Annotated in this window: 17 protein-coding genes; 6 read left to right on the forward strand and 11 right to left on the reverse strand. The window is 47.5% G+C overall.

Translation table 11 applies throughout. The annotated features are described in order from the left end of the window. Positions 1-25 precede the first annotated feature (25 nt). The 4 genes from J2Z65_RS09930 to J2Z65_RS09945 form a co-directional block, all read right to left on the reverse strand. Positions 26-316 carry a hypothetical protein gene (locus J2Z65_RS09930; RefSeq protein WP_167065018.1) on the reverse strand — a complete coding sequence of 97 codons (291 nt, stop codon included), beginning with the start codon at positions 314-316 and terminating at the stop codon, positions 26-28. Between the two features lie 496 nt (positions 317-812). Further along, positions 813-1,358 (reverse strand): GNAT family N-acetyltransferase, encoded by a 546-nt coding sequence (locus tag J2Z65_RS09935; RefSeq protein WP_167065021.1) that lies wholly within the window; start codon positions 1,356-1,358, stop codon positions 813-815. 138 nt (positions 1,359-1,496) lie between these two features. Next, a complete protein-coding gene (locus tag J2Z65_RS09940; RefSeq protein WP_240159943.1) occupies positions 1,497-2,648 on the reverse strand; it encodes a glycoside hydrolase family 88 protein in 1,152 nt (383 codons plus the stop codon). 25 nt (positions 2,649-2,673) lie between these two features. Beyond that, the gene (locus J2Z65_RS09945; protein ID WP_167065024.1) at positions 2,674-5,187 is read right to left on the reverse strand and encodes a glycoside hydrolase family 2 TIM barrel-domain containing protein; all 2,514 of its coding nucleotides are present in this window, start codon (positions 5,185-5,187) and stop codon (positions 2,674-2,676) included. Positions 5,188-5,308: 121 nt separating this feature from the next. Between J2Z65_RS09945 and J2Z65_RS09950 the strand changes: the two genes are divergently transcribed. Continuing rightward, complete coding sequence (locus J2Z65_RS09950; protein WP_167065027.1) at positions 5,309-6,247, forward strand: AraC family transcriptional regulator; 939 nt, start codon at positions 5,309-5,311, stop codon at positions 6,245-6,247. Between the two features lie 413 nt (positions 6,248-6,660). Here the strand turns inward: J2Z65_RS09950 and J2Z65_RS09955 are convergent, their stop codons facing one another. The 5 genes from J2Z65_RS09955 to J2Z65_RS09975 form a co-directional block, all read right to left on the reverse strand. Continuing rightward, complete coding sequence (locus tag J2Z65_RS09955; protein ID WP_167065030.1) at positions 6,661-7,170, reverse strand: GNAT family N-acetyltransferase; 510 nt, start codon at positions 7,168-7,170, stop codon at positions 6,661-6,663. 18 nt (positions 7,171-7,188) lie between these two features. Beyond that, the gene (locus J2Z65_RS09960; RefSeq protein WP_167065033.1) at positions 7,189-7,800 is read right to left on the reverse strand and encodes a VC0807 family protein; all 612 of its coding nucleotides are present in this window, start codon (positions 7,798-7,800) and stop codon (positions 7,189-7,191) included. Positions 7,801-7,827: 27 nt separating this feature from the next. After that, positions 7,828-8,415 carry a TetR/AcrR family transcriptional regulator gene (locus J2Z65_RS09965; protein ID WP_167065036.1) on the reverse strand — a complete coding sequence of 196 codons (588 nt, stop codon included), beginning with the start codon at positions 8,413-8,415 and terminating at the stop codon, positions 7,828-7,830. A gap of 186 nt (positions 8,416-8,601) precedes the next feature. Further along, entirely contained in the window at positions 8,602-10,194 is a 1,593-nt protein-coding gene (locus tag J2Z65_RS09970; protein ID WP_167065039.1) for an ATP-binding protein, read from the reverse strand. A gap of 203 nt (positions 10,195-10,397) precedes the next feature. Beyond that, positions 10,398-11,504, reverse strand: coding sequence for a glycoside hydrolase family 172 protein (locus J2Z65_RS09975; protein ID WP_205301062.1), 1,107 nt, complete (start codon positions 11,502-11,504; stop codon positions 10,398-10,400). A gap of 117 nt (positions 11,505-11,621) precedes the next feature. Here J2Z65_RS09975 and J2Z65_RS09980 point away from each other — a divergent pair, with 117 nt between their 5' ends. Both J2Z65_RS09980 and J2Z65_RS09985 read left to right on the forward strand, forming a co-directional pair. Then, the gene (locus J2Z65_RS09980) at positions 11,622-12,491 is read left to right on the forward strand and encodes an AraC family transcriptional regulator (protein WP_167065042.1); all 870 of its coding nucleotides are present in this window, start codon (positions 11,622-11,624) and stop codon (positions 12,489-12,491) included. Positions 12,492-12,597: 106 nt separating this feature from the next. Then, positions 12,598-12,822: a hypothetical protein gene (locus J2Z65_RS09985; protein ID WP_167065045.1), complete on the forward strand. Its 225-nt coding sequence runs from the start codon at positions 12,598-12,600 to the stop codon at positions 12,820-12,822. 317 nt (positions 12,823-13,139) lie between these two features. Here the strand turns inward: J2Z65_RS09985 and J2Z65_RS09990 are convergent, their stop codons facing one another. Both J2Z65_RS09990 and J2Z65_RS09995 read right to left on the reverse strand, forming a co-directional pair. Then, positions 13,140-14,429, reverse strand: coding sequence for a Gfo/Idh/MocA family protein (locus J2Z65_RS09990; protein ID WP_167065047.1), 1,290 nt, complete (start codon positions 14,427-14,429; stop codon positions 13,140-13,142). Positions 14,430-14,465: 36 nt separating this feature from the next. Next, positions 14,466-17,153 carry a family 78 glycoside hydrolase catalytic domain gene (locus tag J2Z65_RS09995; RefSeq protein ID WP_338111779.1) on the reverse strand — a complete coding sequence of 896 codons (2,688 nt, stop codon included), beginning with the start codon at positions 17,151-17,153 and terminating at the stop codon, positions 14,466-14,468. 352 nt (positions 17,154-17,505) lie between these two features. Between J2Z65_RS09995 and J2Z65_RS10000 the strand changes: the two genes are divergently transcribed. From J2Z65_RS10000 to J2Z65_RS10010, 3 genes are read left to right on the forward strand one after another with little or no spacing between them, the layout of a single operon-like run. Further along, a complete protein-coding gene (locus J2Z65_RS10000; protein WP_167065048.1) occupies positions 17,506-18,465 on the forward strand; it encodes a DUF5011 domain-containing protein in 960 nt (319 codons plus the stop codon). Positions 18,466-18,486: 21 nt separating this feature from the next. After that, a complete protein-coding gene (locus tag J2Z65_RS10005; protein WP_167065051.1) occupies positions 18,487-20,427 on the forward strand; it encodes a hypothetical protein in 1,941 nt (646 codons plus the stop codon). A 17-nt stretch (positions 20,428-20,444) separates the two neighbouring features. Then, a complete protein-coding gene (locus tag J2Z65_RS10010) occupies positions 20,445-23,057 on the forward strand; it encodes an Ig-like domain-containing protein (protein ID WP_167065054.1) in 2,613 nt (870 codons plus the stop codon). The last annotated feature ends 17 nt before the right edge of the window (positions 23,058-23,074 follow it).

The following is a 23,074-nucleotide window of genomic DNA, read 5'->3' on the forward strand; positions in this document are numbered from 1 at the left end:
AACTTAAAGAAGGCCCACTAGTTATTTATTGGAAAATTTTTTTGATATCCAATAAATATTTGAGAATGACAGCAATCCCGCAGATGAAATAAAAGATCACAAGAATCCATCCTGTAGGATCGATTGAAACTAAGTTAATAATTACGTTTAATGGCAGAACATAATAGAGGACATCTTTTAAATAATTTAATACGAATGTAACATCGAAAGATCCTTCCCAGAATGTTTTGAAAAAGGAAATTAGAAAATGAATAATCATTAATCCGAAAATAGCCCATAATGTGTAAATCATCCAGCCCGTAACTGTTAATATCACTTTTCACCACCACCTTCCTACATAGTATGCTAGGAATACTAACAGGTGAGGATGATGTGAGATTCAGTTCAACACTAGATTAACACCAATATATTCTATTTATTTCATATTAAGACCGAGTGCGGTTTAAAATCAAGCATAATGTTAAGAGGCCTCCACTTATGGATAAATAGATCAAAAAGTTGGAAATATGGCCATGAGAATACATCTCATAACCGTCTGTCGGACCCTTTTTCCTGTGATTACTCGCGTTCGATATGAGTTTTGGATCTCCATTTTGAAGAACGTGTTTTTCGTCCGTTCAATGGGAACTATGGTCCTCTATATTGTAAGGAATCAGCGTATTTTCACCGGAGTGGGAACTAAGCTCCTCTATTTCCGCCAAATTATCATCAAATGAAAGCATTTTGGGGAAATAGGAGCTTGTAGTTCCATATAAAGCCGAAAAACTCCCAAATCGCTCAAATAGCGCCCTGTAGTTCCCTCTCTCACATGATTAAGAGGATCTGCTCCAATCTTCCTTTAGCATCCCATAGACATAATGATCGATAAAACGGTCGTAGATCCATTCGTTTTGCCGGATGAGCCCTTCATTCAAAAAACCTAACTTTTCAGGAATGGCTCTGCTCCTTAAGTTGCCTGAGCCGCAACGGATCTCGACTCGGTTAAGTCCTAACTCGCCCAATGCGTAATCAACGAGTTTATGGCAGGACCTTGTCATGATGCCATTGCCTTGAAACGGTTCACCTAACCAGTAACCTATACTTGTTTTCTTATTCGCCCAGTCAATCGAATGATACCCGATACAGCCCGCGATTTCTCCCTTGAACCATATTCCTGCATTAAATCCGTTATTGGAAGCCGATTGATTTTGACAAAATTCAATAAAAGCTTTCGTATTCTCCACATCGATCGTTCCATCTACCCATGGAAGCCACTCCCGAAGATAATGCCTTGAAGCGTCGGTTAATGCATACAAACGCTCGGCATCGTCACCATCAAGCACTTTTAAAACAAGCTCATCATCGATTTGCAGAAGCATATTCCAACTTCCTTTCCTCAATTGGTCGAACAGCCATTTCATTATAGCAAATAGGAGTCATACGAAAAAAAGACCGAGGCGCAGCAGTTGAAATAAACTGCAAATTCACCACGGTCCGTTCCGTTCCCCAAAAGCTTTCTAGAAAATTCGCTGCTTCCAACCCAGCAGTTTGGCAATAGACTCCACATAATAGTAATCGCCGTAGATGAGCGATACGTTCACGTTTTGCCCAGCCGGCTTATTTCCTGTGCCTTCCAGCAAAATAGCTTGGTGCTCCGGTTGATCCCACGTGCCGTACTTCTGCGTGAGAGACAGCAGCATCCGCTCCGCCGCACGGCGATACACGTTGCCTTCAACGGCTGGCAGGAACTCCGCCAGTTCAATCAACCCGGATGCGGCGCAAGTCGCTGCCGAAGTGTCTCTTGGCTCATCGTCCAGCGATTCAGCCGCCCGGAAATCCCAGTGCGCTACGTGATCCTCCGGCAGGCACGCCAAGAAATAATTCGCCACGCGCTGGGCCGCACGCAAGTAGCGCACTTCTCCCGTGTAGCGGTAGACGTTCGCCAAACCATGCAGCGCCCAGGAAGCTCCGCGGCTCCAGGCAGACAGCGGTCCGGCACCCTGACCGCCCAGCGATTCAATGAGCTCGCCCGACTTCGGATCGAAGCTCAGGATATGGTTCACCGATCCGTCTTCACGGATGAATTTGTCAACAACCGTATCCGCATGCGCCCTGCCGATTTGTTCAAAACGCGGATCGCCGGTCATTTCCGCTGCCCAGAACAGGATCGACAGATTCATCGTGGAGTCGACGATCGACCAGCCGATTTTATCTTGATTCCATGCACGAAGAAAGCTGCCTGCCAGATTAAAACGGCCTGCCAAGAAATTAGCAGCCTGCAATCCGCGGCGCAGTCCATCGCTGTCCCCTGTCAATTTATGCTTGATGACAGCCGTCGGCAAATATTGAAAGCCAACATCATGATGAAAATTGTTGTTCCGTACACTGGCCTGCTCCAGCTTTTCATCCCAGCGCCAAGCGGCCTCCTTGTAGTGCTCTTTACCTGTCATGTCATAAAGAATCCAAAGAATCCCCGGCCAAAAGCCTGATGTCCACCAGTCAATCCGCATGTCGTCGTACACGCCGTCCTCTTTCGCTACATGAGGAGATTTATCTCCAAGCTGCGCGATCATACGGTCAACCTTCACCTGCAAAGCTTCCCACACTTGGGGCATAATTTCATCAAACTTTTGAGCACCGCTCCACGTCGCCATTTGATTAACACTCATCGTTTTGAACCTCCTATTTGTCGTTTCAACCCTTTACTACGACTACCTCTGTTATAGTAGCCATGCCTTGACAAGCTGCACTAACAACGGATGTGTAGCTCCGCTGTCCATCCATAGAGCCATCCGACTTCGAAATTAGCGAAGATGCCGGACCACCCGCACTCACGAAGTCTTTGACCGTAATTCCGGCCGGCAAGCCGCCAAACGGATCTAAATAAATCCCCGCACGGCCTGAAGCAAGCTGAGTTAGTCTTGAACCGCGGATCGTCCCCAAATTATCCAACAGTTTCCCGTCGCCTGCTAACCCAAACCGGACAAAAGCCGCCGCGTCCGGGCAAAAAACACCATCAGCATCATACGCGAGCACTTCCGCATAAACACGGCCATCCTCCATAGATTTGGTCGTCAGCCTAAGCTGCGCCGGCTCTCCCCATGACTCGGTTTGATAAAGGAAGCTCAGCTCATCATTCACGACAACGCCGTTACGAACAGCTTCCGCGCGCAGCAGGTTCTCTCCGGCACACAGCTCAGTCTCCCAGCGTAATCCGGCACATGGGAAATCTTGCGAGTCACGGCGCTTCACGCCGAGGCTCTCCCCATTGAGGAACAATTCGACTTCCTCGGCATTCGAATACACTTTGATTATTTTCCGCTCGCCCTCAGCTCCCCAGCGCACAGGCATGGTATGACCATATATGCGCACCATCGGTTTGTCCGACCAATACGATTGGAAAACATAAAAAGCTTCTTTCGGTGTCAGATCACGCTCGACGATCCCTTTCATATTCAAATAAGGAATCGGTGAATCCGGACGCACAGGCGTTGAGAAATCCTTGAACGACCACTGCGCCGCACCGGTCAGCCAGCTCATATTTTCCTGTGACTTTAAATACCAGTCGATCATTTCACAGAAGTATGTCTCAGACCAATCACCATCGCGAGACACACGAGGCTCGCCACCGGTCAACAAATAATCGCCATCCCGCTCGTCCGTTGCACTTTCGGACTTTTTCATAAACGTGAAGCCTGTGTATGTTTCCTCCACATGCCGCGTCGGCAAATTGTCCGCTCCCCATTCCATGTGGAAGAAGGAATCGACATTTTCAAACGCTGCTTGACAGCTTGACTCATAATCCGTGTAAACGCCGCGATACCAGCCAGCCCAGATCGAAGGCGAATACACATCTACAATATCTTTGCAAAACTCACAGCGGCGTATCGAAGTCAATCGGCTCGGGTCCAACTGATGCGACAGCTCATGAAGTTGTTTCATGAATGTGCGAATTTCCTGCTGATCGAAGTAATCAAAATCGCATTCCCAATCGTTCTCATTGCCTAGTCCCCATAGAATAACGGAAGGATGATTGTAATGCTGTTCGATCATTGACGTCAGCATGTCGATGCATTGCTGACGGTATTCCGGACCGCCGAGTCCGCCACGGCACCATGGAATCTCTTCCCAGACCAGCAGCCCCAGCTCATCGCATAAGTCAAGGACGATACGTGATTGCTGGTAATGGCCTAAACGGATAAAATTAGCCCCCATGTCTTTGATCAACTGCATCTCTTCGCGAATCAAGTCCTCGCTCATGGCCGCCCCTACGCCGGCATGATCCTCATGACGATGCGTACCGCGCAGCAGAAGACGTTCCCCGTTTAACTTAAACGGTCCTTGCTTGACGAATTCGAAGCTCCGAAATCCAAATCTTTCGGTAAGCTTCATTTCGCCGTCTTCACAAACCAGCGTCACCGAACAATGATATAAATTCGGCTCTGCAACCGACCATAGCTGCGGATGCGCCACCTCGAAAGCGGCGAGCTCCGTCTCACCCTGCCATGCCGGTAACGAGATCTCCGACTGCCCGATAACCGTCCCGTCATGCTGCTTTAACGCAATCGTCAATGTAACGTTCCCGGCGATATTATCCGGATTGTACAGCTTTGCACGCACTTTGACGTTCCCGCTCTCCGCTTTTCCTCCAGCAATTTCATCCAAATCAGTTTGCACATGCACGCTCGATAAAGAGATTTGCGGCACATAAACAAGGTTTACATAGCGGTACACCCCGCCATAAAGATTGAAATCGCTTGCATCTGATGGAATCGTTTCAAGCTCCCTGCTGTTGTCGCACGCAATTGCCACCGGAATCTGCCCGCCATAGCGCTCGATCCCTTTTGCCCGCTCGGCCGCCTCCGTGATATCAACGGTAAATTCATCGTATCCGCCAAGATGCGAATCCACTTTCTCCGTGTACACATACACATCCGTTCGCTGTCCTGCGCCTTCAAAATGCAGCAGGGTCCTTCCCTTCGGAAAAGGATTATTGACCTTCAGCTTACTCCGGTACCAACCTTGCCCTTGGTAGTATTTGCTGTCCGGGTCCATCACATCGTACCCATTGTAGGTGTGCGGGAGCGTGACCGTCTCCCACGGCACGTTGTAATGATTTTGCAGCTTGTCTGAACGCCAAACCTCCCAAGCACCGCCCAAGGATCCGCGATAGTGCTCCCAATTTTCGTTTAACCTAAATTTCATCATGAACGAGTTGTTCCTCCTCTAGCTGCTAAATATCCTACCACCATCGTACCAAAAAAAACGCTAATAAAGTTTAGCCCTCTTATGATAAAATGTTGTTAGATTACGATGAGGAGTTTTCGTCATGAAGCTGATGAATTACATGAATTTAAACGTTCATCCCGTGCAGTTTTCGTTTTTCAAAAATAGAACGCATGAGTTCGAAGAAATATTCCACGCCCATCAGGGCATGGAGCTGCTCGTTGTGCATGAAGGCAACGGTATTGCCGTAATTGAACAACAAATCGTCGAAATGGCCCCAGGGGCGATTTTTTGCTTTCGCCCTTTTCAGCTGCATCGACTTCGCCTATATAACCTTCCGCAAGAGCGCTATGTCCGTTCGCTTTTCGTTTTGGAACCTGCTGTCCTTGAGACAGCTTTAGCCGTATTTCCGTCACTCCAAGAATTTCTGCGGAAGCTGTGGAAAGACCCTTTATCGCCTCAATCGTTCCAAAGTTCAAATCTATCTGAACTTGAACATGTATTTCGCCTCTATGCGCCCAGAATTGAGGCGGCTGTCGAGCGGGGCGCAGAAAGGCTGCTTGAAGAGCAGCTGCTGTTTCTGACCGCGTTCATGCACCAACTGCGCACAGATGCAGAGACGGCACCCGCTTCGCAGACGGACCCGACGCACATCCATCCGCGAAAAAGCTCAACAACAGCGGAGCGGATGCTCTCTTGGATCGAGGAAAACTACAGCAATCCCTTTAAGCTGGAGGAGCTGGCGCAAGCGGTGCACCTCACCCCGAATCATGTGTCTGCCACCTTCCGGCAATCGATTGGCAGTACGATCACAGAGTACTTAACTGCCAGGCGGATCCGTCAAGCGTGCTGGCTGCTCAAAACAACCGATATGTCCGTTCAAGACATCGGCGAGGCGGTTGGACTGGGCAATTTCTCATACTTTTGCCAACTATTCAAGAAGCATGTCGGGTATACGCCTTACACATTTAAGAGCATGCATACGTATGGGGATTACACGTCTAGCGACGCCAAAGGGGCTGTTCCAGAAGGCCGCGAATGACCTGATGGATAGCCCCCTTACGGCTATGCTAATATTGCGCATGTGGGTGGGATCTATGGGATCTGCTCACAACGCAGCTCGATGATCTTGCTTGCGCCGAAGCCGGCAAGCCTCCAAATTGTCATATAGGATGGGGAACTACAGGGCGCTATTTGTGCGAAATGGACTGCTTTCAAATTCTTAGCGGAACTACAGGCTTTTATTTTTCCACATGAAGCCTTCATTCAGCTGAAAATCAGAAAATAACGGACCATTGTTCCCTCTAGCTAAATATCCAAATGGCTGCTTGAAGAGCAAATAACGGACTATTGTTCCCACTAACATTGGAATCGTCTAACAATCGAATAAAAAGTGACTGTCTCTTAGGTCATACCTGACCTTTTCAGACAGCCCCTTCCCGCTAAATCGATCGATTATCTGACAAGCAGCTTCTCGAAGCAGTAGTACGGCTCTCGCCGTATCGGAAACCGAATCGTGCCAATCTTCTGATACCCGGATCGCACATACAGCTGAGCCGCTCCCGGGTTCCCCGAAAAAACGTCGAGCCGTATGCTCACGCCACCTGCCATTCGTGCTTGCTCCTCGGCGAATTGCAGCAGCTTCTTGCCTAAGCCTTGCCCTTGATAAGCGGGATCGACCGCCAACCGATGAATGCAGCGAGCCTGCCCTGCCTCTTGATCGATCCATGGCAAGCCTTCATAGCGCGAGCTTTGCCGGGAGTCCACCACGACGGCTCCAATCATGGCATCGCCGTCTCGAAGACCGAAGGCTGTGCCTCTTTTCAAATCGCCTTGAATCACGAACCGATTGGGATACAGCCAATCCCACTGATGTACACCCCGCTGCTTCAAATCTGCCGAAACCGTTCTGTACAGCGATAATAAACTTTTCGTATCCGTTTTGGTTAGCCGAGTGATCTCCATATTGCCATCTCCCTCCACCTATACGCGGTTCGTCTTGAGCTGATTCAATTTAGCTGCAGAATGCCGGCGATAAACAACCGTCCATAACACGGCGGCACCGATGAAGCCATACAGCACAAAGTTCGAAAGCGCCAAATAGCTTCCCGTCGAAAGCTCATAGACCATCACCACTCGAACCGCAGCCTCCATCGTCAGCATCATTCCCCATACGAATGTCATTAATCTCATGACAAAACGAAAGTAAGCATAGTCCCAGTTCGCTGCAAAGTTAGGTTGAGTAATGAACCGAAGCGCCAAATAGTACATGATCGGACGGCGAAAAAACAACGAGACTAAGAAAACCACTCCGACTGAAGCTGTGATTAGCGATTCTCTGACGAGCAGAATTTTTTCGCTGCCACCCATGCCTACGAGAACTAACGTCAATAGGAATGTAAACAGCATCAATCCTCCGAAAGCATCCAGTTTGCGGTGTTTGACCAGATGAACCAGATTATCAAGCAGCGGTACCATCGTAGCTATCGACAGAGCGGCGATGCTGCTCATGTAGTGGGTTAACCAAACATATAACCCCCAAGGTACAAGGCCATTAACCAGCAGTGTAAAAATGACATAATTTCGCTTTGACACGTTATATCACTCCTTCAATAGGATTAATTAGCGCAATGCGCGAGTCATGAAAGCAACTAATTCCTCTACGGTCATTCGGCTGAACTCTTGATTAATTGTATTTTGAACCCGCATGCCATATAAAAAAGTAACCAGCCCCTCGGACGTCTTCGTTTCGTCCACTTCTGCGGGAATGACGCCGTGCTGTTTACCGACTTCAATCCACTTGGTACATGTCTGCAGCGTGAACCCATACACCTCTTGCACAATCTGCGCAACTTTCGCGTTGTCCATCTGACTGAGCAGATAGATGAAAATTTTGTTCGTTACATTGCTATGGCTTGCTGAGCGAAGCATCCCTTCCGCAATGAGCTGCAGCGGATTGTCCAGCCCTGAGGTTTGCGGGCTGTTCACCACCTCTGTGAAGCGTGCGTTGATTTGCTCCACGCGGGATTTCAGAAGCAAGCCAAGCAGCTCATCTTTGCCTGTTACATAGTGGTAAATAGCCCCTTTGGACAATCCAGTACGTTGGATAATATCTTGCAACGTCGTTTGCCTGCATCCCTTTTCCTGGATAAGCGCCTCCGTGGCGTCCATAATCGATTGAAAACTTCCATTTGCTGATCCTGATGACATCCTGCTCATTCCTCCTGGCGCGTACCGACCGACGGTCTGTTATGGGATTATCTTACAATACCGACCAGCGGTTTGTAAAGGGGTTTTTGCTGCATCGATAAAAAACCAGCTTCCGTTGGCTTCGTGAGACGGCCTTTTTCGCGCAAAAAAAACCGCACGATTAACTCGTGCAGTTTCCACAATCCGTCATCCTAATGGCAGTGTAACCTCAAACCGCGTCCCATAGCCTTTCGTTGAGGTCGCTGTCATCGTCCCCTGATGATTATCAATGATTCGGTAACAAATCGATAAACCAAGCCCAACGCCGTTTTCTTTCGTTGTAAAAAATGGGTTCACGATCTGATCCAATTCTTCCTTGGTCATGCCTCCCCCATTATCTTCGATCATGATCTTAAATCGGTCATTGGCCAGATCTAATTCTGCGCTTAGCTGAATGACCCCATTTTTTTCTATGGATTCGATTGCATTTTGTAGGAGGTTAACGAGGACCTGCTTAATTTGTGTAGGGTCAATCATCGCAACCGTTAATGTGTTATCAATGTTTGCTCGAATGGCTGTATTTTTTAAGATAGCTTGACTATCCATAAATCGAATGGTGTCTCTCAGAAATTCCTGAATGTGAATGGCTTTTCGATCCGGTGAGCTCGGCTTGGCCATTAACACAAAGTCGGATACAAGCTGCTTCATGCTCTGAAGTTCTGTATCAATCAAATCTTTGTAGCTCCATAATTTTTGCGGCTCGTTAGACTGACTGCTAAGCTGAAAAAAACCGATGATGGCTGTAAGCGGATTACGGATCTCATGTGCTAAACCCGCGGCTAATTTCCCAATGGCCGAAAATTTTTCCGAGTTAATCACTTGTCTCTCCAATACTACGCGATCAGTGATGTCACGAAACTGAGCAAAGGCGCCGAGCAGCTCACCTTGTTCATTTAAAATAGGCAGCACATCAAAGAGACACACATTTTCTTGATCAAGGGACGTACGGAGCGTGAGCTCGATGTTTTCACTCTGCTTGCGATATTTCAGCGCTTGGTAAAAATAGCTGCCAAAATGTTCAAACGGAAATACCGGTGTGCCCGTCACGCTCGTCCGATTTCTTCCCGTTATTTTTTCCGCAAACGCATTAAATTCCGTTATAATTCCTCGTTCATCCGTCATAATGATGCCATTGCGCATATTATTGACAACAAGCTGCTGGACAAGATTTTGATTATGATTAGTAATGTGCAATGACAATTCCCGCTCGATGGAGTCAACCATATTCGCAAGCAGCGCTAAATATGCAGGATGATGATGCTCCACAGAAGTCATGATTGAAATAGCACCCGATAGGTTGTGAAAATTGGCGAAATGGAAGGGGACGCAATAACAAGCGCTTTCCGCCAGCATTGTATGATAGTGTTCCTTACCTATAATCTGTATAGGTTTTTGTTCGCGCAGTGCAAGCGCCACCACATTCGTCCCCATAAACTCTTCATCACACTTAATGCCTTCGTGAATACCCAGTTTGCTTATGGTGTGCTTCATCGTCTCATCACCGTAATTATCTAAAATATAACCGGTATCATTCGTTACGACGATGAGATGAGGCGTCCCGGACAAGAAAGCCAGTATTTTTTCTGCAAAATAATTCGTTACAACTAGGATGTTCGTATATTTGTGCTTCTCATCTTGAAGTTGTTTGGCTGTCAGCTTAAGTTCCGGCATAGGCAGCTTGTTGGGATCCAGCCCTTGTTGAAAACACCTTTGGCGGGATTCTTCAATCCATATCTCCATGTGATTCTCCTCAATTTATTGGCTCAGCATTTGGAATGGCATAGGCTCTTGAATCCATCCCTATTTTAGTAAATTATACCATAGGACTCAACCAATACATATGACACGAATGTACTAATATTCGCCTCTTAAGAAATATTCAAAGGGGCTGTCTCTTAGGGCCGTTCAGCCCATGGAGACAACCCCATTATGAAGTTAGATCATTATCTAGGCCATCTTTGTTTCACCGAAAGCAAAATCGGGAAATCCGCATGCGGCTCCCTCTGATACCAGTATGCGACAGATGAGACATCATCGGATCGTTCAAATAAGTGAGAATGATCATGGCCAATTTGCTGAATTGTCACCTTCAAATCGTGCTCAAACCGAATCGGATCAGGCAGATGCCAGCGGTACATGCCATGCATAGGCACTTGATGACCATACCACGCGTCAATACCTGCAGCATCCTTGTAGTAGGTATATCCTAAGTATGGCGTGGAATAGGACTCCGGCTCATTGGTGTTCAAATTAGAGAAACACCAGGCACCACCCACATAATCCTCTGTCCCCGTTCCGCAAATCGTCGGCCATTCAACATCACCGTCCATAAAGAACTTGATCTCTCCCTCTCCCCACCAATTCCGTTCAAGCGCCGCCCAAGCCAGGTATGTTCCCACATATTGTCCGGCACCTTTGACATTGTCTAGAATCGTGTAATCCTTCCCTATTTCTGTCATGCGCTCTCTACGCCACTGAGCATGAAAGTAAGCTGCATTTTCCGGAAGATCATCAACAAGCGTGTAGTTAAAAGTATAGAAAAATCCGCCAATATCATGAGCGTGCTGATTCTCAATGGTGATTTTGGCAGACGTTCGAAAAGGCATTGGAAAATAACAATTCATCCCGCCAGTCGGATTAACCGTAATGGGAAGCGAATTGACGTTGTTGCGCCTTGCGAAGCCGTTGCAGAAGAAGTCCCCTAGAGGAACTTCAACAGAAGGAGTTTCTTCACCGTCCCAATACATCCTAAGCACGAGATCTCGAAGTACAAACTGTGCATCATGCCCTTTGGCACCCGTTTTATCGGTAACAGTCATCCAAAAATGCTGAAGAATGCCCGTTCCCTGAATTTCCGCCAGCGTAACCGTCTCTCCTTTATTTAAATGAATGCAAGGACGGCCTTTTCTGGCAACGCCTAGGTTGCTTGCTTCCTTGCCCCCTATCCCTTTCTCGCCCGTCGGATTTTCCGCAGTAATCGAACGCGTCCGTCCTTTTGTCACAAGAGGAGCCGTAAATAAGCCGTTCCCTAAGCCAAACTGTTGCAGCATGTCCATCACCTCATGTATCATTTATTGTTGTCACTTACTCTTATTATAAAATATTAAATGAGCATTTCTTTAGCATGTATTGCTTTTTCACTTACCATATATTGCTGAGGTGTTAGTATGAATTTGGAACAAATATCGCCTTTTATTCGCGTCGCGATGGATAGTATTATCGAAACGCCTTGGACGATTACGGAACGGGTCATTTGGGATTATGAACTATTGTTTTTGATGGAAGGAAATTTAGAGGTAACGGTAGAAGGACAAACTTACGAAGGCAGTCCGGGAGATGTTTTCTTTTTCAAGCCCAACGAGCGGCACACCATCTGTTCAAAAGGTTCACAAACGATTCGGCAGCCTCACATCCATTTCGATATAAATATGCAGCCCGATAGCCAAGAGGTAACGGTCTCTTTTAAGTCCCGCGACCAGATGAGCGAGAAAGAACAAGGATGGTTTCGAGATGATCTGCTATCCTCGCACCCGTATGTCATCCCCCATCACTTTCGTCCCCGGGACCCCGCTCGCTTTGAACAGCTGCTTTTCGACGTCATAACCGAATATGAAACAAAACCTCCTTATTATGAGTTCCGTGTCAAAAGCGGTATGCTTGATCTATTAGCTCATCTGTTGCGAGAACAATATTACGGCAGCCGTACTAACAAGGACGGGCAGTTTGAGTTTCTTTCTGAGATCCGAACCTATATCGATATTCGTGTCAACCAGCCTGTAACGCTTGAAGAGTTAACGAACAAATTTCATGTAAGTAAATTTCATCTCATCCATTTATTCAAAAACATGTTTCAAATGACGCCGATCCAGTACCACCAGCACATTCGCATGGAAAGAGCCAAAAACATGATCCAATTTTCCAACACACCCATAAGCCAGATCGCTGATCAACTGGGATTTACGAATATTCATACGTTCAGTCGGGCGTTTAAAACAGTGCTGGGCCAAAGCCCTTCACAGTTTCGCAGCAAAAGTTAACATCTAAAAGATGATGACGTGATTTTGTGATTAAATCATTTATTTGTTATATTACCTTTATCAATTTGGAATTATAGTGACATTCGAATTCACAGGAGGAAATAACTTGGCTCACTCAGAAACAAAAGAAGACAACATGAACGACTACGCATACCTTATTGAAAATGCGCTCACGATGGAACTTAGAGTAGAAAATTCCAACGTAGATAAAATTGTAAAAACGATGGATGGACTTGGCTTTAAGGGTAAAAATTCTTGGGCTTCTATGCAGCTGCCAGATCATACCGTGATTGAGTTTTGGAAGAAAGAATTAATTAAATCCGAAGCCTAGCCCTGCGATAAGCAGCTGCCGCCATAAATAAGGGAACTCCATTCCCCTATTTATGCAAATAGCGGATTTTCATGGGTTGGAGGGGAACTACAGGCCCTTATTCAATCTCATCGTCCAAATATGTGTCAAACATGGCAAAATAGCGGACCCTCGTTCCCTCCCCCTCACACAAAGGGCTCTTTTTAACAAAATAACGCCCTGTAGTTCCCCTATAAACATAGAAATTCTTTAATGTGAACAAAAAAAGGCATCCACTTAGGCCATTAAGACGCCAAGTGGATACCTTTTCTGCAAACAGGGCTTACATCGGTTTTCGCCTAACCTTTTAATAAATCAGCAATTTTAACGGGCTGCCCCGTACGAATCGCACGGTTAGCTGCAATTCCAACTAGAATGGAACGGGCCCCATCCAAATGATTGGCCGCTCTCTTAAATTTGTCCTCCGCCGGCTCCCCGAATATATCGCTGAGCAATACTGGATCTCCGCCGCCGTGACCGCCAACACCGCTTACCACTTCAACTTCATATGGCTTATCAAACATTGGAAACATCCGAATCTCTTTATTTTTTATCGCTCCTTCAAGTGCTTTGTCTCCACCTGAATTGACGTACGATTGCTCCATGATCGACATTTCTAATCGACCTTTCGTCCCATTAAAAGAAATCCGGTAACCTTCCCAGGGCGAATAGGCATTCAATGAATAAGTCAGTATGGCTTTGTTTTTATAGCGGACAAGCACCCCCATCGTATCTTCAATGCTGATACCGTCGCCAAAAACATGTTGATCGCGAAGATAACCGTCTTCGTGCTCAGCGTCCAAATACATAGCCTTCAACCGTCCATTTCGGTCTAAATGCAGTGCAAACGGGTCATCTTCCGCAAGCGGATTCCCCGTCGCCCTGTCGTAGAATTGGGTGACGCCTCGTTGTTCCGCATTCTCCCGTCCATAGAAGAGTAAATCACCAAGTGCAAACACCGTTTCCGGTTCCGATCCGATCCAGAAGCTGACGAGATCGAAATGATGCGTCGATTTGTGTACGAGCAGGCCTCCGCTGTTTCTCTTATCACGATGCCATCGCCGGAAGTAATCAGCACCGTGTTTCGTATTCAATAGCCATTCGAAGTGTACGGAGTTCACCTTGCCAATGGCGCCTCCTTCGATCAACTCACGGACTTTCGTATGGTGAGGTGCATACCGGTAGTTGAAAGTAACGCGCACGTTGCGTCCCGTCTTTTCTACCGCATCAAGAATTTGACGGCATTTTTCCTCGTCAATTGTCATCGGCTTCTCAGTAATCACATCGCAGCCTAACTCCATCGCACGAATAATATACGTATGGTGTGTGCGGTCAATACTCGTGACGATGACAGCATCCGGTTTCTCAATGGCGATCATAGTGTCGAATGCATCTGGTTTATACGTGCGCACTTCCGGGTAATTGTATTTTTGTTCCAATTGCTGCTTCGCATAATCCATGCGAGTCTGGTTGACGTCACATAACGCTAACAATTCTGTCGTTTCCCGAAAGTCTGTCGCAATGGCTGAATAAAAGAACCTTGCTCGCCCGCCGGCTCCAACTAATACGTACTTTTTCTTGTTCGTCATGCCATTCACCCTTTTATGAGAATTATAAAAGTAACCTTAAACGGAAGCCTCGATAGCCATCAAATCGCTTTCAAAGATGTAGCGACCCGATCCAAGTTTGAAACAGCTCTCCTCAACCGTGTTTTCTTGCGGCAGACAACCCTCTACCTCCAGATTTCTGGCGCCATCAATAGCGTAGACGCGGCCAGGAACATAAATTGTAGCTGTCGAATTAACGGGAATCGCCACCTCAATCCGGAATTTCTTTGACGTTGACAGGTTCCACGCCACTTCAATTGTTCCATACATCGAATCATAGCTTGCATTGACTCTGTCTAAGCTTCCTCCCGGCCTTGGCCGAATAATCGTATGTTTAAAACCTGGCGCAGCAGGATCGGCCTCGATGCCGGCCATGTAACGGAACATCCATTCTCCCACTGAACCAAGGGAATAGTGATTAAATGAATTCATAGACGGCGTCTGGAACCCGTTATGATCTGTCCAGCCGTCCCATCTCTCCCAAATCGTAGTGGCTCCATGCTTAATGGAATACATCCATGAGGGGAATTCCTCCTGTGTAAGCAGGGAATAGGCGACATCTAGCTGACGTTGATCCGTCAGAGCAGGCAGTAAATATCCGACTCCAAGAAATCCCGTCGATAAACGGTCGCCCCGTGCACGGATATCTGCGGTCAGATGCTTGGCCGCCAGCTTGTTCTGCTCTTCCGTCAACAGCTTGAATTGCAGTGCTAGAACATACACAGCCTGCGTTTCGCCGCGAATACGTCCGTCGCCGCTCACAAACGTATCCTGAAATGCTTTGGCAATCGCCGCAAACAAGGCTTCATATTGGTTCTGGTCGTGCCCGCGTCCCAGTACGCCGGCAATCTTGGCCAATAACTGTGTGCTGTAAGCAAAATACGCTGTGGCTAGCACTTCCTTCGGCGTATCCGCATCGATCGAGAGCCAATCGCCGTAGTTGGCATAATCCGGGCGCACATAATCATCACTGTTGTCCCGGAGATAGGCCACCCAACTTGCCATCGCCTCATAATTAGTTTCCAATATGCGAATATCCCCATACATCACATACAAGGTCCATGGTATGATGACGCCCGCATCTCCCCATCCGGCATTGTCAGGGGCGAACCAGTTCAGGCTCGAATTCCACATTTTGTGCCGGATCCATCCTGCGTCAGGCGCCACATCGGTGAAAGCGCCCGACGGCTGTTGGCAGTCGATGATATCCTGCATGTATTTTGAGAAGAAGCGCGATACATTCATGTTGTAAGCTGCTGTGCGGGCGAAAATTTGCGCATCCCCGGTCCAACCCAGCCGCTCATCGCGCTGCGGACAGTCCGTCGGCACAGAGAGGAAGTTCCCCCTCTGTCCCCAGGTAATGTTGGCATGCAGGCGATTAACCAACGCATTATTCGTTTCTATGCGTCCCGTCTCTGCCATCTCGGAATGCACGACTTTGCCTATAATAGACTCTAAGTCTGGTTCCCCAGGGTAACCAATCAGTTCAACGTAGCGGAAACCATGGAAGGTAAAATGCGGTTCGTACCGTTCCTCCCCAGTTCCGTTTAAAATATAATGGTCCTGCTGCACAGCTACCCGTAAGTTATCCAAATATAAGCTGCCGTCTGGATTCAGCATTTCGGCATGGCTGACGGTCACTTTGTGCCCCTTCATCCCGCTAACCTTCAATTCTGTCCAGCCCACCATATTTTGTCCCATATCATAAATGAATGTCCCTTCTTCTGTGCGTCGGAAAGAGACAGGCTTGCGTACTTGCATAATGCGAACCGGCGGTTCTACAGTTCCTACGAGTAAACCATTGTAACCCGTTCGAACGTCCGGCGTTTCCCAAGGGGCTGCAGCCTTATAATTAGCTTCATCCCACCCCGCCAGTTCCAGACGGGCATCGTAGGCTTCACCTTTAATAAGATCGGAATAAAGGATCGCTCCCTTGGCAGCCTGCCAAGACGCATCAGAAACGACGAACTCGCTCGTACCGTCGAAGTATTCAATCCGTGCCTGGAGCAGCAAAAAGGGTCTTTCCCCATATACATGCTTACCGAGAAAACCGACAGTACCCGCGTACCAGCCGTCGCCCAGAATAACGCCAAAGACATTTTCGCCTGCTTTCAATTCGCTGGTGATATCGTAAGCTTGCACTTGTACGCGTGTTTCATAATCCGTCCATCCCGGAGCAAAAAGCGCCCCAATTCTGCTACCGTTAAGCCGAAGATCATACAAACCAAGCGCAGTAGCGTAAACAAAGGCTCGCTTCACGCTCTTCGTAAGCTGGAAGCTTTTGCGCAAATATGGAGGAGGTTGAAGCTCAGCCCCCATTTCCGGCTTGCGGCCGATCCATTGGGCTTTCCAATCCGCGCGTGACAGCAGTCCCATGGACCAGTAAGCGGTCTCACTCCAGGGCGATGCTTCTCCATGAACGTCCCAGACTCGGACTTTCCAATAATAGGTTTCCCCAGAGTCCAACGTCACTCCGTCGTACTCAATATGGATGGATTGATCGGACGCCACCTGGCCGCTGTCCCACATATCGGCCTCATCTTGGTCAAGCCTTTCCTGAGACGAAGCGACCATCACTTGATAAAAAGCTTGTACAGCCGACCGCAAGCTCGACTCCAATTTCCAAAACAAACGCGGCCGCCTAACATCGATTCCAAGCGGGTTATTCGCATATTCCGTTAAACATTCAACAATGGTTAGGCTCACAGTTATCCCCCCACAAATTTAGATCTTACTAGTTTGTATTATAAAAGGAGATACCTACACAGTTATGGGGGGTTCGATAACAGTTTATAGGGCAAAAACATTAATCTTACATAAGTCGAAATACCGTTTGCTTCATTAATAAATAGATGAAATAAATAACCTATAAAAATGAACTTAATCCCCTAATAACCTGAGGTGATTATGTATTAAAGTTATGAAAACATAGCTTTACTCAAGCTATATGTTCAACTAGTTTATTGAAAACGATTTCACTTTTTTTGCGAAACGTTTGAAAGGAGGAAGAGGATTTCCGTTTAACCCGCTCTTTTAACGAACCAAAGGAGGAAATAACTTGAAAAAATGGACACTATTCATGCTGTCGATCTTGATGTACTTCAGTTTGACGGGGAAGATTGCATTAGCATCCCCCGCCGAGGTGAAGGCATCTTTAGATGCTGCGACCGGTATCGTCACCGTATCCGGCAGCTCTGGCCTGACGGGGGAGCATCTCATAACCGTGCAGATCCGTGATCCGCACAATCGCCTTGCCTTTTTGGATCAGGGTAAAAGCAATGCCAATGGAGACTATTTGTTTAATTTTGCAGTAAACCTAAGCATATCCGGCACGTATTCCGTTTCTGTAGGCGGTGAAGACGCTGTCTCTGTCTCCAAGACTGAGTTTGCAGTAAATCCATTGGATACGACGGCGCCTGTTACTACTGCATTGGCAAGTCCTATTAACGGCAGCAACGGATGGTATGTTTCCGCACCGACAGTGACACTCTCCGCCTCAGACAACGTTTCGGTGACCCAAACAACCTACCGGTTAAACGGCGGCGCTTGGAGTACCTACACGCAGCCTGTAACTATACCCGAATACAGCGGCATTTATGTAATGGAGTACAAAAGTATCGATCAAGCCGGAAACGAAGAAGCTGTCAAATCGCTGACACTGCGACTGGATAAAGAAGCGCCTTCCATAAGAGTCGCTTTAGATAAGAGCACTATATGGCCGCCAAATAAAAAAATGGTTTCGGTAACAGCTGATGTTTATGCATCCGATGCCATTTCACAAATCGACTCCATTATTCTTACTTCCATTACCTGCAATGAACCGATTCAGCCGGATGACATTCAAGGTGCGCAGTTCGGCACGTTCGATACTACCTTTGCTCTTCGTGCAGAAAAAGCAAAAGAGCATTCCGACCGGGTATATACCATCACCTACACGGCAACCGATAAAGCAGGAAACCGCTGGGCGGCGACTGCAACGGTGGAAGTTCCTCACGATCAATCCGGTAAAAATAAGTAATGATCCTTCGGAGGTGTTATTTTGGATAAGAAGTCTATACAGCGCATAATTCGGATCGTTTTCGTTTTTATGTTGATCGGTGCGGTTTATGCAGGTAATTCTTTTGAGACAAGGGCATTGGCTGCTGAACCGCCGGCTAGCGACGGATGGAATGTGCTCGTTGACGACAATTTCGAGAATGATCCGCTCGGCACACATGCCGAAGATCATGGCTATGTTGTAGACAAGCCCATGCTTGAGGAAGGGAACGCCGGGAACCTAAAAGGTGACGCTTATGTGGCCAAAGCTCCCGGTAAATCAGGCAACAGTCTATATGTATACGATGACTTTAATTCAGTCAGCAACGTCGCATACCGCAATAATACGCGAATAGTCAAAACTTTTGAGAAGCAAGAGGGTGTTGTCGTAGCTGAAGTTTCTTTCATGCAGCCCGGGCCCCAGCGCGAAAGAACGAAAGTTTTGAACCTGTTAAGCAGCAGCGGCGACTACATCGCCAGAATAACAGCTGATCCCGGACAAGGAAAGTTCGTATTCGATGCCAAAACAGGTCCTGACAATATGTATCCGTACGAACCGAATCGATGGTATAACATCAAACTTGTCGTCGACATCGTCAATGATCAAGTCATGGTTTATGTGGACGGCAACCTTAGTTTCTCCAAGCAGCCGACTGTCGAAGTTCGGAGCGCAGGCACCACAACAAGCGAGAAAATCAAGCAAAACGTCGCGAAGCTGGAAATGCTTACGGCAGGCGGATCGCCAAATCCGGTCAACGCCTTCTATATTTCGCATATCAAGGTATCGGCCAAACCCCCGGCCGTATCTCCTGAAGCTCCTGTAGGACTTTCAGCTTATCCGCGTGATAAGGAAATCTATGTCGAATGGGCACCTTCGGCAAGCGCTAGATCGAATAACGTCTACGTGGCTACCAAACCGGACGCTGCAGACTCGGAGTATGTAAAAGTCATCGATAAATATAATAAAAAGTTTGTGCCGAGCGATTACGTTTCCATTACAAAGCTTGGAACTGCATCCGGCAGTCCTCCGCTTGAGAACGGGAAAACGTATTATGTGAAAATCACGCAAAATACCAGACTCCTGTCTAAAGGCACTGACACGGAAATTGAGAGTCCTCTTTCCTTATCTCAAGCGGTTGCCGTTACGCCCAGCCCAAGGAAAACGTTGGATTCCACCCCAACCAGCGTCATTCAGAATGTTTACGTGAACGATACCAAAAACATGACCGGTTGGTCGGTGCAAAGCGGTCTCTCGGAAGGCAGTGTGCCCTATGGCGACTCGCAGAGCACCATTACCAAAATGCCTGCAAGCTATTTGGGAGCCGATTGGTTACGGACGTCGAATGCATCGGGCGCCTATACGGCTAGTGACGTGCTCACCACTTTTACCGTTACGGATGATACGGACGTTATTGTTGCAGTAAGCCGTGAAGCCATGGAAGATAATATTTCTTGGCTGTCATCATGGACCAAAACAGGAGATACGATCGAACTGGATGGCGGCACAGCCGTATTCCATCTTTATAAGAGAAGCTTTGCAGCGAATTCACAGGTTACGTTAAGCAAGATCGGACAATCGGATTGCAACGGCTATTTTGTGCTCGTAAGAAGCCGCTCCATACAGTTGAATTCTTTTGAGTTTGTGGACGATAGTGGTCATAAACTTTCTACTTTAACTCCTGGGATCAACGCAACAGCCAAGGTTGAGGTTACGAATAACACTGCTGAAGATCAGTCATTTGTTGTCATTTGTGCTTTGTACGATACTAGCAACCACTTGATTACTTATACTTCCGCATCCGTTAAGACCCGCTCTGGGGAACAGAGAACGCTAAACACCGGATTCAAGGTTCCCCAAACGATATCCGGATATCAAGCAAAGGCTTTTATATGGGACAGTTTTAAAAACATGAAGCCATTATCGAATAGTATATCGATTCAATAGCAACCGAGGAGGCAACAATGAAAAAAACAATATCACTGTTTTTATTCCTGTTTATTGTGGCAGGTTTAGTCCCTTCGCTTGCTGCAGCGACTGAACTCACTCCTGCCTTTCCGGGTGCGGAAGGCGCCGCCATGTATATTACAGGGGGACGGGGTGGAGAGGTTTACGAGGTAACGAGTCTTGAAGATTACGCCGCCTCAGAAACGCCTATTCCCGGAACGCTGCGTTATGGGCTAGCCAAAGTCGCAAATAGCAATTCGAAATCGACGGTTATCGTTTTTCGCGTTTCCGGGACGATTCATTTGAAGGAGAAAATTAAAACGAACGTTTACAATCTGACGATTGCCGGGCAAACTGCGCCTGGCGACGGCATTGCGATCGGAAATTATTCGGTCTCTTTAGGCGGATCCAATATTATCATCCGTTACATTCGCTTCCGCGGAGGCTTCGCCGAGCTGGACGATACCTTTTCGCCCAATGCTCCGAAAATGATGATCGATCACTGCTCTTTCAGCTGGAGCACCGATGAAGTTCTCTCAACCAAAGATAAGAGCAGCATCACGGTTCAATGGTCAATCATCAGCGATTCATTAAATATGTCGATCCATGATAAAGGTGCGCATGGGTACGGCGGCATTTGGGGCGGCACCAATATGACGTTCCACCACAATTTGATTGCGAGCAACAACAGCAGGAATCCCCGTTTAGACCGTGATTTTAGACTTGAAAAAGACTCCCCCCTGCTGTTCGACTTGAGAAACAACGTCTTATACAACTGGGGAGCCAACAGCGGATATGGCGGTGAAAATGCCACAGGCGTCAATGTCGTAAATAACTACTATAAATCGGGACCTGCTACTTTTGACGACGTGAAGAACAGAATTTTCAATCCTTGGTCCGAGCAGCCAGGCAACTACTATGTGCAAGGCAACTACGTGGACGGGTACCCGGATATCAGCGCGAACAACTGGGCCGGCGGCGTTCAGCCGGAATATGGCTTAGGAACCGTCAACCGGCTGGAGAATCCCGTTCCCATTACTTACAAAAATACCGATGGCACCATTGTCGATACTTCCGTTACGACAGACTCAGCTACTGACGCATACGGCAAAGTTCTTGATCATGCCGGAGCCATTTTACCAAAAAGAGACTCTCTTGATGCTCGTATCGTAAACGATGTAAGAAACGGATTGGGCAAATTCGCGAATACGCCGGATGGAGACGGTGGTTTTCCCGTGTTGGCTGAGTCGACTTTCCCGGCCGATTATGACAGCGACCACGATGGACTTCCTAACAGTTGGGAGGAGACGCATGGTCTTGATGCCAATAACGCCTCCGATGGTAAGGCGGACAGCGGTGACGGATATACGCAGCTCGAGAAATATATGAACTCGCTTGTCGGCATCGGATCTATCAATCCATCTGTGGCGATCACGAGCCCCTCTGCCAATGCGATGCTGCAAGCGAATCATGATATTATCATCGAGGCACAGGCAGCTGACAGTGACGGCGCTGTCTCTAAGGTTGAATTCTCCTACTATGATACGAAAGCGATGAAGTTGAACCCATTAGGAACGATTACATCTGCACCCTATACGTACACATGGACAAATGCTCCCGAAGGAACTCATTATTTGTATGCAAAAGCAACTGACAACACAGGTACTCAAACGCTCTCGAGCATGGTTGTTATCCATGTAAACGGAACAACCCCTATCGATCCATGGTCATCGAAAGATATCGGAACCGTGAAACTACCTGGAACGGCAAGCGCGTCCGGGACAGGGAGCTCATTTACCGTAAAAGGATCCGGTGAAATTGGTGCAACCGATGACGGCATCAAATCTGCGGATGCATTTCAATACACGTACCAGGATGTTGCGGGAGATATGGAGCTGATCTCAACGATCAATTTCCAGAATCCTTCCGAGTACGATAATGGCGTAAAATCTGGCCTCATGATTCGCCAGGATCTTACTACGGATTCACCTTTTGCTATGATTACCGTGAAGAAGGAAGAATACTATGGGGTGCGCATCCATTTCATGAGCAGATCTGCCCGGGGAGATTTGGTTGTATCCACTGCAAAGCCAAATGTTGAATTGCCGGCATTGCTGAAAATCACCAGGTATGGGAATGAAGTGAAAGGATTAATTTCCATTGACGGCGGTTCCAACTGGGAGCTGGTCGGAGCAACCGCACTCGATTTGCCGAGTCACGCTTACATTGGGATGGCCGTAGATGCAACGAAGAGTACAAACAATTTTGATTACTACAACTCTTCCGTATTTGAGAACACGAAGCTGCGAACAAATAACATCACCGGCAATGTCTTCTCTGTCGGAGATTTGAAAGTAAACGATGATGAGGGCGACACTTCGGTCAGCGTGCAATTTACGAATCAATCCCAGCTTGATAAAAACGGGATACTGGTCATCGCGCTGTATGATGCGAGCAATCATATCGTGAACTACTCGTATTCCAGCGATCTGGTTGAAGGTCAAGGGACGCGTGAGCTGACCGCCAACTTCCAGCTGCCCCAAGACTCAGCTTCCTATAAGCTGAAAGCATTTGTTTGGGATCAGCTTGACAGCAAGAATGTGATCTCCAATGTTGTTGAGCTGCCTTGAGGCAGCAAGTAACCCCT

The sequence above is a fragment of the Paenibacillus aceris genome, from assembly GCF_017874035.1.
GTDB lineage: Bacteria > Bacillota > Bacilli > Paenibacillales > NBRC-103111 > Paenibacillus_E > Paenibacillus_E aceris.